We start from the raw sequence: 12,255 nt of genomic DNA, 5'->3' as shown, positions 1-12,255 counted from the left end.
TATGTCGTTTGAAAAAGTCAGTCAATCCTTACTCTTGCCAAGTGGCATTGGCGAACAAGAGTTGAGCTTAGCGCTGGCTGAAGTGGCGAAGAACCAAATAGATTATGCCGATTTGTACTTTCAACATAGTCGACATGAATCTTGGGTTTTAGAAGATGGCATCGTGAAAGAAGGCAGCTATAACATTGAACAAGGGGTTGGGGTTCGTGCGATCAGTGGAGAGCAGACCGGTTTCGCCTACTCGGATGTGATTAATCCCAATGCTTTAATGCAGACTTGTCAGGCGGCCAGAGGGATCAGCTCGCCAGCCTCAAGGGGCAACTTAAAGCCTTTTAAACGGGTCGCAGCGGAACAGTATTATCAAGCCAATAACCCCTTGGTTAGTTTATCTAATCAACAGAAGATTGCCTTATTAGAACGCGCCGACAAGTATGCTCGTAGCTTAGATCCTGCGGTTAACCAAGTGATCGTGAGCTTGAGTGGGGTCTACGAAGAAGTATTAATCGCAGCTAGTGACGGTACCTTAGCTGCGGATATTCGGCCATTAATTCGTTTCAATTGTAGTGTCTTAGTCGAACGTAAACAGCGCCGTGAACGCGGATCTGCGGGCGGTGGTGGACGTCAGAATTATAGTTATTTCCTTGAAGAAGTTGATGGCTGTGAACGGGCGATGGTTTATGTGAAAGAAGCGGTACGCCAAGCTTTAGTGAATTTAGAAGCGGTGGATGCCCCAGCCGGACTGATGCCAGTAGTACTCGGTGCTGGCTGGCCAGGTGTGTTACTACACGAAGCGGTGGGACATGGTCTGGAAGGTGACTTTAATCGTAAAGGGTCTTCGGCATTTTCTGGTTGTATCGGACAACAGGTAGCTTCGCCATTATGTACTATTGTTGATGATGGTACGCTTGCCAACCGTCGGGGATCGGTGAGTATTGATGATGAAGGTACGCCTGGGCAATATAATGTATTAATTGAAAACGGTGTTCTGAAAGGGTATATGCAAGATAAGCATAATGCTCAACTGATGGATACTCAGTCGACTGGAAATGGACGCCGAGAGTCTTATGCACATCTGCCGCTTCCTCGCATGACCAATACTTATATGTTAGGTGGTGAAAGTGAGCCTGAAGAACTCATCGCTTCGGTGAAAAAAGGCATTTACGCGCCTAATTTTGGCGGAGGTCAGGTGGATATAACCTCGGGTAAGTTTGTCTTTTCGGCTTCGGAAGCGTACCTCATTGAAGATGGTAAGATTACTACGCCAATAAAAGGGGCAACCTTAATTGGTAGTGGCCCTGAAGCGATGCAACAAGTGTCGATGGTGGCGAATGACCTGTGTTTGGATCAAGGGGTTGGAGTCTGTGGTAAGGAAGGACAAAGCATTCCTGTGGGGGTTGGCCAGCCGAGTTTGAAACTTGATCAGCTTACCGTTGGTGGCACTGCATAAATGAAAAGGGCCTTGGCCCTTTTTTTAAGAGTGTAATTTGAGATATTTAAGCAAGTCCTGGTGAGCCTTAGCTGGTTTTTGCTGCTCTAATTCTTTTTTGGCTTGGCGGACCAACTGGCGCAATTTTTGACGCTCTAACGCTGGATTTTTTTCGACTAAGGCATTAATCGCAGGGTCCCCTTCTTCTATTAGCTGCTCTCGCCGTTTCTCTAGAGCTAACTGGGCCTGTGCTTGATAAATGTGTTTGTTGCGGATCTTATCTAAGCCAGCATTGATGCTTTCAATGTCTTCGGTTCTTAGTACTTTACCGATGTAATTCATATGGCGGCGTGCCGCTTCTCGTTTATCTTTCAAGCGTTTGGCAAGGGCAATTGCTTCTCTTAAGGTTGCGCTCATGCTGATGGACTCTATTTGTGGGTTGGTTAAACCCACTAATTCGACGCCCAATTTTTTCAGTTTATCGGCTTCACGCTTGATTTCTGATTTACTAATCCACTCATCTTCGTCTGTAAAGGACGGGTCATTACTCATTTTCTGTTACTCATAGCACTTTTCGCATATCTTACCAGTTCTTGGCTATGGCCGCTCGATGAGTTTTGTGGTGAAGAGGGTTTATCTTTAATGCTTACATTTGGGACTTGGCTGGTGGATTTTTGAACGGTGCTTTGGCTGTTGTTAGCTTGTCTCTCTGTGCCAAGCAGTAAGCGCTTATAAACGCTGGATCATGGCTTTGGCTAAAACCTTTGACTCTTTGTTGTAAGGCGTTTACTTATTGTTGCGAGGTGTTTGCTTAGAATGCTAAGCTGCATCACTTGAGCTGGGATAACATCCTAAGATCTCGAACGAAAATTGACCGCTATAGTTCAACAGGCCCGAGGGCCATACATGGAAATTAAAAAATCAAAATGAGCCCTGAAAAACAATCGAGCCAAGAACTCAGTCAATTAAAACAAGCTGTTGAGTTTGCGATTAAGCAAGCAAAACAACTTGGCGCGGATGAAGCCGAAGTGTCGATTTCGAAACAAACGGGAATTTGTGTTGCGACTCGTGATCAACAAGTGGAAACCCTTGAGTTTAATCATGACGGTGCGCTGGGGATTGCGGTGTATTCGGCGAATTGTAAGGGCAGTGCCTCAACCTCAGATCTGAGTCCAGAAGCTATCACCAATGCGGTGAAAGCGGCTTATGATATCTCTCAATATACATCGGCGGATAAAGCGGCAGGGATTGCAGATAAAGCATTACTAGCAACAGATATTGCGGATCTAGAATTATTTCATCCTCACCCATTGGAGCCTGAAAAATTTATTGAATTAGCCAAGCAATGTGAAGGCTTAGCTTTGAGCAATTCGCAGATTAAGGCCAGTGACGGGGCGAATGTGAATAGTCACTACGGGGTGAAGGTTTATGGAAACAGCCATGGTTTTGTTGAAGGCTATCCAACCAGCCGCCATAGCATTAGTTGCATGTTGATCGCCGGTGATAAAGAGATGCAGCGTGATTACGCCTATAGCGTGGCGCGTGATTTTGCCGATTTAGACAGTATTCAACAACTGGCCGACAAGGCGATTAGTAAAACCTTAGGTCGCCTCGGTAGTCGTAAAATAGCGACTTGTGAGGTGCCGGTGGTGTTTGACCAAGAGGTCGCGAGTGGCTTATTTGGCCACCTCGTGGGGGCGATTAGTGGTGGTAATTTGTATCGCCGTTCGTCTTTTTTACTCGATAGTTTGGGCAGTCAGCTGTTCCCTAGTTGGTTGTCGATCTACGAGGACCCTTTTATTAAAAAAGGCTTATCAAGTACTCCTTTTGATAGCGAAGGCGTGGCCCCGAAAGCGACCCATATTATTGCTGATGGGCGTTTAGAGAGCTATTTGTTAACCAGCTACTCGGCACGTAAACTGGGCATGCAAAGTACCGGTCATGCTGGTGGGATCCATAATTGGTTAGTGCAGCACAGTGGGATAAATCGGGCTGATTTGCTGAAGCAAATGGGAACCGGTTTATTGGTGACAGAGCTGATGGGCCAAGGCGTTAATTTGGTCACCGGTGATTATTCTCGAGGCGCGGCTGGTTATTGGGTTGAAAATGGTGAAATTGCTTTTCCGGTACATGAGATTACGGTAGCCAGTACCTTGCCAGAGATGTTTGCCAATATAGTTGCCATTGCGGATGACTTCGATAAAGAAAGCTCAATTCAAACCGGTTCAATATTGATTTCTTCGATGAAGATTGCGGGTAGCTAGTACTTGTTGCTCTTTCAGCGTCTATTTCTGTTTAAGATAAGCATTTTAACAGCGGCCTGTGGTATGCCGCTTTGTTTTCTCCGAAAATACAGCTCAAGCTTGCTTCAAAGATAAATTTTTCGTCAGCGCTTAGGCTGATTGATATTTAGTAGGAGCTTCGATTTAGATACTCCTGCCTTAAGCTAATACTAAGGTGGCCATACCTAAAAAGGAGAACAAGCCCATCACATCGGTGATGGTGGTTAAGGCCATTCCCCCCGCTAAAGCGGGGTCGATATTAAATTTTTTCATTAATAAGGGAATACTAACCCCAGCTAATCCGGCTAAGGACATATTAATGAACATCGCCCCAGCGATGATAATGCCTAAAGTCCAGTCACCTTTCCATAGGGTGATCACTACCGAAATAACACTCGCCCAAATTAAGCCATTTAACATACCGATTGCGGCTTCCTTACCGATCAACCAGCGAGAGTTGCCCTCGCCAATGTGGCCCACCGCAAGCCCCCGGATCACGAGCGCTAAAGTTTGATTGCCAGCGATGCCACCCATACTAGGAACAATAGTCATTAAGATCGCTAGCGTTGCCAATTGTTCAATCGTTGATTCAAACATATTGCTAATCGACGCTGCAATTAAAGCCGTACAAAGATTCACCGCTAGCCAGACGGTGCGCCGTTGAGTACTTTTTAAGACCGGGGCGAAGGTATCCTCATCATCGTCCATCCCCGCCATCCCCATCATCGAGTGTTCCGCATGCTCACGAATAATATCCACCACATCATCGATGGTAATTCGGCCTAACAAGCGCCCTTGTTCATCAACTACTGGGGCAGATATCCAGTCGTGGCGTTCAAACAGGGAAGCCACGTCATCTTCATCCATGGCGACCGGTATGGTTTCGGCATTACTATCCATTACCTCTCTGACGTTGACGCTTGGATTAACGGTGAGCAAGGTTGATAGTGGGATATCGCCGAGTAGTAAATCATTCTCATCGACAACATAAAGTGCATCCGTTGCCTCAGGAAGTTCGCCCCTAAGCCGCAAATAGCGCAATACAACATCAATACTGACATCTGCCCGCAGGGTGATGGTGTCGGTATTCATGATACTGCCAGCGGTGTCTTCTGGATAAGCGAGCGCAGCTTCGACTCGATGGCGGTCTTGGCCATCCATTTGCGACAACACCTCTTGATAGACACTATCGGGTAGGCTGCGAAGCACGTAGGCGATATCATCGGTGTCCATTCCCTCGGTCGCTGCAGCAAGGGTTTCGGGGGCCATTAATTGGAGTACCCCTTCCATGACATCTTCGTTTAATTCTTCGAGGATCTCACCGTGCTTTTCCGGATCGGTGAGTTGCCATAATACTTTTCGACCTGCGGGAGGGCTAGATTCTAATAGTAGAGCGACATCACAAGGCGGCATCTGATGAAGCATTCGCCTAACATGCACAAACATACCACTATCGAGCGCTTGGTTTAGCTCCTGTAGGCGTTTGTGTTGATTAGGATTTAACTCCATCTCTTCAGGCATAAGCGGTCCTTATAGTCGTGTAAAGATTAAACCACGCTTTTAGAGCGGGTGAACCTGTCGCGGATGGTACAAAGGTTTTCAGCGGAACCCTTTGGGTAACATGTGTCACAGTTTACGGCTTGAGTACCTGCATCAGTGCTGTTTCTACGCGATAGGCTCTGCCTTGTCCGCTACGATATAAATATTCACTAAAAATGCAACAGGACTTAGTGTAGCAGTTGCATCAATAAATTCGCGTTATTCCTCGTCGAAGTTTGCTTCAACGAGTTGTTGTATGGCATCGAGAGCAGCCTCTGCATCGTTACCTTCAGAGATTATCGTGAGGGTATTGCCTTGAGCGCTTGCCAACACCAGCAATCCCATCACGCTGGCAGCCGAAGCGGTTTTTTTCCCGTCAATAATACTTACTTCAGCTTCAAATTCTTGTACCAATTCGACCAGTTTGGTGGCTGGGCGAGCGTGTAAGCCCAGTTTGTTTTTTACGACGACTTGTCTAGTGAGTTTCAAGTTTATGTTCCAAAGTTCGATGGCGCCGCTGCACCTTACGTTTTTGACTAAAGTGTTCAGCCAGTTGTTCGGCGACATAAACACTACGATGTTGTCCGCCAGTACAACCAATTGCGATGGTCAGATAGGCGCGATTATTGGCTTCTAAATGCGGCAGCCAAGATCCTAATAAATCAGCGATTTGCTGGATGTACTGCTCTACAAGAGGCTGCTTGGCTAAATAATCTTTAACCGCTTGATCGAGACCGCATAAAGGTCGTAGTTCTTCTTGCCAGTGCGGGTTCGGTAAAAAGCGAGCATCAAATAGGTAATCGGCATCATTGGGTACGCCATTTTTAAAGCCAAAGGACTCAAACACCATAATTAATTGCTGCTGTTGTTCTCCGGTCACTCGCGATCGAATGAGCTGACTCAATTCATGTACGGATAAACGCGAGGTATCTATTCTTAGGTCAGCATTGCGAGAAATGGGGGCGAGCAGGGCGGTTTCAGATTCTATGGCCTTGGCTAGAGACATGTCGTTTTGACTCAGTGGATGAACCCGCCGAGTTTCACTGTAGCGGCGGATCAGCGCATCATCTTTCGCGTCGAGAAAAATACTTAATAGGTTAAGCTCAGAGCCTTCATCGCGAATTAGTTGACCGATGGGTGAGGGTTCATCAGGTAAATTTCGCACATCAATGCTAATGGCGACTTTGGTGTACTGTCTTTTTAGGTGTTCAATTAAAGGACGCCATAATACGACTGGTAAATTGTCGACACAGTAATAACCTAAATCTTCTAATACTCGTAGTGCGACCGTTTTACCTGAACCGGAGCGCCCGCTAACGATAATCAGTTCCATGATAACCCCTAATAACGATTAGAGTCTTAGGCTATCATGATCGTGTATAATTCGTCATCACTTTGTGCTGTACGAAGTTGTTTGCATATTTGCTTATCGTTAAGTTTTTCAGCAACTTGAGCGAGAGTATTTAGATGTTGTTGACATTGGTCTTCGGGAACCAGTAAGGCAAATATTAAATCAACGGCTTGATTGTCAATGGCGTCAAAGGAAATCGCCGGAGTACAGCGTAATAATACTGCGGTCGCATGGTATTGATTGCCTATTCTACCGTGAGGGATCGCGATGCCTTGGCCAATGCCAGTACTGCCCATGCGTTCACGATTTAATAAACTTTCAAATATACTTTTAGATGTGGTGTCGAGTTGCTTCGCAACTAGTTCACTGATCAATTCCAATGCTCGTTTTTTTGACGAACATTGGACTGCACTTTGGGTGCAGTCCAAGCTTAGTACTTTATCTATTTGCATTACTATGACTAATGTTTGGTGAGTTTTTCTTTATGCTTAATGACTTGGCGATCGAGCTTATCGATGAGGCTATCGATGGCCGCGTACATATCAGCGTGTTCTGAAGTGGCGAATAATTCACCACCATTTAGGTGTATAGTGGCTTCGGCAATCTGATTCAGTTTTTCGACATTGAGAATAACATGGACATTATTAATTTGGTCGAATCGTCGTTGTAGCTTAGTAAACTTAGTGTGGACATATTCTCTCAAAGACTCAGTGATTTCTACGTGGTGTCCAGTAAGGTTAATTTGCATAGATGTCGTCCCCTTTATAGTGGCCTTTAAATAAGGCTCTTACGTTGGTTAGAAGGTGGAATAGCCAATGACTCACGATATTTAGCTATCGTACGCCTAGCCACCTTGATGCCTTGATCTGCCAAAATATCAGCGATTTTACTATCGCTGAGTGGTTTACTGGTATTCTCGGCAGCAACCAGTTTCTTAATTAATGCACGAATGGCTGTTGAGGAGCATTCTCCTCCACCATCGGTAGCCACATGGCTAGAGAAAAAGTATTTGAGTTCGAAGATCCCGCGAGGGGTATGCATGAATTTTTGAGTCGTGACCCTAGAGATCGTGGATTCATGCATTTCAACCGCTTCGGCAACATCATTCAATACCATCGGTTTCATGGCTTCTTCACCATATTCAAAGAAAGCTTGTTGGTGATGCACGATGCAATTAGAGACTTTCAGTAGGGTTTCGTTACGGCTTTCAATACTCTTGATGAACCATTTTGCTTCTTGCAGATGGCTGCGAATAAACTGGGTATCGTTGGCGTTGGTCGAGGTTTTAGTCATCGATGCATAATGTGAATTGATGCGTAGTTTTGGCATCGCGTCAGGATTGAGTTCAACCACCCAGCGACCTTGACGTTTAATCACCGAGACATCGGGAATTACGTATTGGGCTTGATTTGGTTCGACGGCATTACCAGGTCTTGGCTCTAAGGTGTGAATCAGCCGCATCACTTCGCGTAGCTGCTCCTCTTTTAACTTGGTTTTACGGGCCAATAAACGAAAATCTCGATTTGCTAATACGTCAATATGATTCGATACGATGTCTTTCGCTTCATTCAGCCAAGGTGTTTGTTCGCTGAAACGACTTAATTGGATGAGTAAGCATTCCTGTAGAGAGCGGGCAGCAATACCAACTGGATCGAAGTGCTGAATACGTTTAAGTACTGCTTCAATTTCATCTAACTCGACATCTAAATCATTATTTTCAATCGAACGTAGTCCCTCAAGTAATTGCTCACAATCTTGGGTCAGGTAACCTGATTGGTCGACTGCGTCGATGATGGCGAGGGCGATCGCTTGGTCTATTTCACTAAAAGGCGTGAGGCGCATTTGCCAGAGCAAGTGATCTTGTAAGGAGTCAACGGTTTCACCTTGAAACAACATGTCGTTGTCATCACTGCTGCTACCGGATGAAGAGCTGGCAGGAGCCGAACTCGCGCTGTAAATGTCATCCCAAGTTGAGTCAACCGGAAGATCGTCTGCGACGGTATCTTGACTAATGGCATCGCCAGTTTCCATCTGGCTGCTATCGATCTCCGTTTGGCTATTGTTTGCATCACTATTTTGCTCGCTGGCTGATTTAAATTCAGCCGAGTCTGCGTCATTTGCTTGCGCTTCATCTGCTTCTAGCAGAGGATTACTCTCCAAAGCTTCTTGGATTTCCTGCTGCAGATCCAGCGTCGAAAGCTGGAGTAAGCGTATGGCCTGTTGTAACTGGGGGGTCATGGTTAATTGCTGACCAAGACGCAACTGCAAAGATGCTTTCATTAATTACCGCTGTTCCTTCTTTTTATTATCGCGTTTGAGGACATACTTTAACTATAGCTTGAATTGTTCACCGAGATAAACTCGTTTCACATGCTCATTTTTAAGTATCTCCTCAGGTTTTCCTGAGGCTATCAGTTCGCCTTGGCTAACGATATAGGCGTGCTCACAAACATCTAGTGTTTCTCTTACATTGTGGTCGGTGATCAATACACCCAGACCGCGATCACGAAGATGTTCAATGATTTTTTTTATATCGATAACAGAAATAGGATCCACGCCTGCGAAGGGTTCGTCAAGCAAAATAAACTTAGGTGCGGCAGCTAGAGCGCGGGCAATTTCTACTCGGCGACGTTCACCGCCCGACAGACTCATGCCTAAATTCTTGCGAATATGACCAATATGAAACTCTTCAAGTAAGTCATCGAGCGCGCCCATTTGTTGTTGTTTATCGAGGTCTTTACGTGTTTCTAAGACCGCTAAAATATTCTTTTCTACCGAGAGGCGACGAAAGATAGATGCTTCTTGCGGTAGGTAACCTATGCCTTTGCGAGCCCGGGTATGCATGGCGGTACTTGACAGATCTTCGTTGTCAATTAGGATCCGCCCTTGGTCCCTTGGGACTAAACCAACCACCATATAAAAAGTGGTGGTTTTTCCAGCGCCATTGGGCCCTAATAAACCGACAATTTTTCCAGTTTCAACATTGAGACTCACGTTTTTAACGACCTTGCGCCCCTTGTAACTTTTGGCAAGGTTTTCTGCAATTAAGGTACTCATGGTTGAGGCGTGGCCTTGGGGGCAACTTTGTTGAGTTGTTGGGGTAAGAAAATGGTGGTCACCCGATTGTTTTGGTCGCCCTGAGCAACCATTTCTTGTTTGTTAATGCTGTATTTAATCATTTGACCTTTGACTAAGCTTTCTTCTTGCTTCAGCAGTGCATTGTTAGTAAGCGTAAGCGTTTGAGTCTTCAAATCGTAACGCACTTCGTTCGCCTCTGCTTCAATGGGCTTACCATTATCTAAGAGCTGATAGAAGGTGGCTGGTTTGCCTTTTGCTATCATCACTTCGCTGCCTTTTTGCTCACTTCCGATAACGCTCAGTTCTTCGGCGCGCATTTTTATCGAGCCTTGAGTCACGACGACATTACTATAAAAAGTGACGCGATTTTCTTTGATATTAACCTGTTGACGGTCGGCATCGACGACAATTTGTTTATTGAAGTCGTCTTCAAGCGCTTGAGCCCCCCAACTGATGAGTAACAGGCTTGCTAAAAAGGCTAATTTATTCTTGTGGATTGTGGTAAACCGCTTCGATATCATTTAATAAAGTCACTATTTCATTGGCTAAATCACCGTTCATTCCGCGTCCATATAATTCGTAGGATGGGCCATAAACGGTAACGAGTTTATCACTATGCATGGTTTCGTTTTGCAGGTCGATTTCCAAGCTGTCTGTAATTAAGTCACGAACGTATTTGCTGCGACTCAAGTTTTTAATTACTACATTGTCATTTAACATGACCGTGTGTTGCTGCTGTACTGTAGCTTGATCGGCCACGATTTGCCATACAGGTTGTTTGGGATCGGGATATACCAAGATTTTTGGTTGGCTGAAAGTGGTGTGCTTGAGTTGCTCAAAATACGCCATCTGTTCGGCATAAATACGATAGCGGGGCCTTCCCTGTTCGCCAAAACTAACACTGTATAGCTGTTCGGCAATAAAATTGGGTTTATTGATTTCGCGAGTTTCGGTCAGTTGTTGGGTATCTGACGGGCTGAGCTGCCAAAGCACCAAAGCCACCATAAATAAAACCGCAAAAAACCAAGTGGGTTTATTCATATACTCATGCCCTGAGCATTTTGTAGCTGTCCTTGTGCCTGAAGAATTAAATCGCATAATTCCCGCACTGCACCATAACCCCCAGCGGTTTTAGTCACTAATTTGGCAGCTTGTTTACATAATGGATGGGCGTCATATACAGCAACCCCTAAGGCACAGGCATTCATGACTGGAACATCGACCACGTCATCGCCGATATAGGCACAGTATTCGGGGCTTAAGCTTAGCTTTTGTTGTAATTGTCGATAGGCTTGCATTTTATCTTGCTGGCCCTGAAATATATGCTGCACACCTAAAGCTTGCATGCGGGTGCTGACTAAATTTGATTGGCGGCCGGTAATAATCGCAACCTCAATACCTGCATTGAGTAATGCTTTAATACCAAAGCCATCATGGGTGTGAAAGGCCTTTAATTCTTCGCCATCATTACCGAGGTAGATCCGACCATCGGAGAATACGCCATCGACATCACAAATGAGCAATTTTATATTTCTGGCTAAACTGTAGTTTTGCTGGGTGACCGCACCGTAGGGCGTTTCAACACTCACTAATAGACTCCTGCTTGCAGTAAGGTGTGCATATTAAAAGCGCCAATTACGGTTTGTTGATGGAGCACAAATAGACCGTTAATTGAGTCTTTCTTCATCAGTTTAAGCGCATCAAAGGCTAACCAATCATCTTCTATTACTTTAGGGTTGTGTGTCATCACTTGACCAATTGGCGTTTCATGAATATCGATACGCTGATCTAGGATCCTGCGTAAATCTCCATCGGTAAAAATTCCGACTAAATGTTGCTGCTGATTGACGACGCCAACCATACCTAAACCTTTGGCGGTAATTTCAAATAGTGCTTCTCGAATAGTTTGTTCGACTACAACTAAAGGAATTTGTTCCCCGCTGAGCATAATGTCGTGAACACTCAATAGCAGTTTTTTGCCTAAACTGCCACCCGGATGAGATAGTGCAAAATCATCGGCAGTGAAGCCTCGAGCTTGGAGTAGCGCCACGGCTAAAGCATCTCCCATGACGAGCGTAGCGGTAGAGCTAGCGGTTGGCGCTAAGCCGAGAGGGCACGCTTCACGGGGAACGGCAACACACAGGTGGTAGTCGGCCAATTTTGCCATACTTGAGAGAGGGTTACTGGTGAGTGCAATTGAGCGTACACCGATACGGTTGAACACCGGGTATAAGGAGAGGATCTCTTCTGACTCTCCAGAATTTGAGAGCGCAATAACAATATCATCGGCGGATATCATGCCCAAATCACCATGACAGGCTTCGCCAGGGTGCACAAAAAAAGCTGGGGTCCCGGTCGACGCTAAAGTCGCGGCTATTTTATTGGCAATATGACCCGACTTCCCCATCCCGGTAAGGATGACCTTACCTTTACCCGCTAAGATTAACTCACAGGCTGCACTAAAATCTTGGTTTAAGTATTGGTGCAGATTTTCGATGCCCAAAGCTTCGATTTCTAAAACCTGTTTAGCGGTGGCGATATAATCAATTGACACTCAATTTCCCTCAAATAATGCTGAA

At 45.5% G+C, this 12,255-nt stretch carries 14 protein-coding genes; 2 read left to right on the top strand and 12 right to left on the bottom strand.

Going from position 1 to position 12,255, the window contains the following annotated elements; all coding sequences use genetic code 11:
* Position 1: 1 nt before the first annotated feature.
* Positions 2-1,447, top strand: a complete 1,446-nt coding sequence (tldD, locus tag ACRRS0_RS19100) for a metalloprotease TldD (RefSeq protein ID WP_432455998.1) — start codon at positions 2-4, stop codon at positions 1,445-1,447.
* Between the two features lie 24 nt (positions 1,448-1,471).
* Here the strand turns inward: tldD and yjgA are convergent, their stop codons facing one another.
* Positions 1,472-1,978, bottom strand: coding sequence for a ribosome biogenesis factor YjgA (yjgA, locus tag ACRRS0_RS19095; RefSeq protein WP_432455999.1), 507 nt, complete (start codon positions 1,976-1,978; stop codon positions 1,472-1,474).
* 374 nt (positions 1,979-2,352) lie between these two features.
* On the opposite strand from yjgA, the gene pmbA reads away from it, so the two are divergent.
* Positions 2,353-3,690 carry a metalloprotease PmbA gene (gene pmbA / locus ACRRS0_RS19090; protein ID WP_432456000.1) on the top strand — a complete coding sequence of 446 codons (1,338 nt, stop codon included), beginning with the start codon at positions 2,353-2,355 and terminating at the stop codon, positions 3,688-3,690.
* A 177-nt stretch (positions 3,691-3,867) separates the two neighbouring features.
* Here pmbA and mgtE read toward each other — a convergent pair whose 3' ends face one another.
* From mgtE to ACRRS0_RS19035, 11 genes are all read right to left on the bottom strand, one after another.
* Positions 3,868-5,229 (bottom strand): magnesium transporter, encoded by a 1,362-nt coding sequence (gene mgtE, locus ACRRS0_RS19085; RefSeq protein WP_432456001.1) that lies wholly within the window; start codon positions 5,227-5,229, stop codon positions 3,868-3,870.
* A gap of 237 nt (positions 5,230-5,466) precedes the next feature.
* On the bottom strand, positions 5,467-5,736 hold the full coding sequence (locus ACRRS0_RS19080; protein WP_432456002.1) for an HPr family phosphocarrier protein: 270 nt from the start codon (positions 5,734-5,736) through the stop codon (positions 5,467-5,469).
* Positions 5,723-6,580, bottom strand: coding sequence for an RNase adapter RapZ (rapZ, locus tag ACRRS0_RS19075; protein WP_432456003.1), 858 nt, complete (start codon positions 6,578-6,580; stop codon positions 5,723-5,725). Before rapZ ends, ACRRS0_RS19080 begins: the two co-directional genes overlap by 14 nt.
* Before the next feature lie 26 nt (positions 6,581-6,606).
* The gene (gene ptsN / locus ACRRS0_RS19070; protein ID WP_432456004.1) at positions 6,607-7,050 is read right to left on the bottom strand and encodes a PTS IIA-like nitrogen regulatory protein PtsN; all 444 of its coding nucleotides are present in this window, start codon (positions 7,048-7,050) and stop codon (positions 6,607-6,609) included.
* Positions 7,051-7,058: 8 nt separating this feature from the next.
* Positions 7,059-7,346, bottom strand: coding sequence for a ribosome hibernation promoting factor (gene hpf / locus ACRRS0_RS19065; RefSeq protein WP_432456005.1), 288 nt, complete (start codon positions 7,344-7,346; stop codon positions 7,059-7,061).
* Positions 7,347-7,372: 26 nt separating this feature from the next.
* On the bottom strand, positions 7,373-8,878 hold the full coding sequence (locus ACRRS0_RS19060; RefSeq protein ID WP_432456006.1) for an RNA polymerase factor sigma-54: 1,506 nt from the start codon (positions 8,876-8,878) through the stop codon (positions 7,373-7,375).
* Between the two features lie 51 nt (positions 8,879-8,929).
* Entirely contained in the window at positions 8,930-9,655 is a 726-nt protein-coding gene (lptB, locus tag ACRRS0_RS19055; protein ID WP_432456007.1) for an LPS export ABC transporter ATP-binding protein, read from the bottom strand.
* Positions 9,652-10,197: a lipopolysaccharide transport periplasmic protein LptA gene (gene lptA, locus ACRRS0_RS19050; RefSeq protein WP_432456008.1), complete on the bottom strand. Its 546-nt coding sequence runs from the start codon at positions 10,195-10,197 to the stop codon at positions 9,652-9,654. The genes lptB and lptA overlap by 4 nt, the downstream gene beginning before the upstream one ends.
* On the bottom strand, positions 10,160-10,717 hold the full coding sequence (gene lptC / locus ACRRS0_RS19045) for an LPS export ABC transporter periplasmic protein LptC (RefSeq protein WP_432456009.1): 558 nt from the start codon (positions 10,715-10,717) through the stop codon (positions 10,160-10,162). Before lptC ends, lptA begins: the two co-directional genes overlap by 38 nt.
* Positions 10,714-11,265, bottom strand: coding sequence for a 3-deoxy-manno-octulosonate-8-phosphatase KdsC (gene kdsC / locus ACRRS0_RS19040; protein ID WP_432456010.1), 552 nt, complete (start codon positions 11,263-11,265; stop codon positions 10,714-10,716). Before kdsC ends, lptC begins: the two co-directional genes overlap by 4 nt.
* Entirely contained in the window at positions 11,265-12,230 is a 966-nt protein-coding gene (locus tag ACRRS0_RS19035; RefSeq protein WP_432456011.1) for a KpsF/GutQ family sugar-phosphate isomerase, read from the bottom strand. The genes kdsC and ACRRS0_RS19035 overlap by 1 nt, the downstream gene beginning before the upstream one ends.
* Between the last annotated feature and the right edge of the window lie 25 nt (positions 12,231-12,255).

The sequence above is a fragment of the Agarivorans sp. QJM3NY_29 genome (assembly GCF_050870835.2).
GTDB lineage: Bacteria > Pseudomonadota > Gammaproteobacteria > Enterobacterales > Celerinatantimonadaceae > Agarivorans.
Note: the sequence above shows the minus strand (reverse complement) of the source record. Positions and strands in the feature narration are given on the sequence as shown.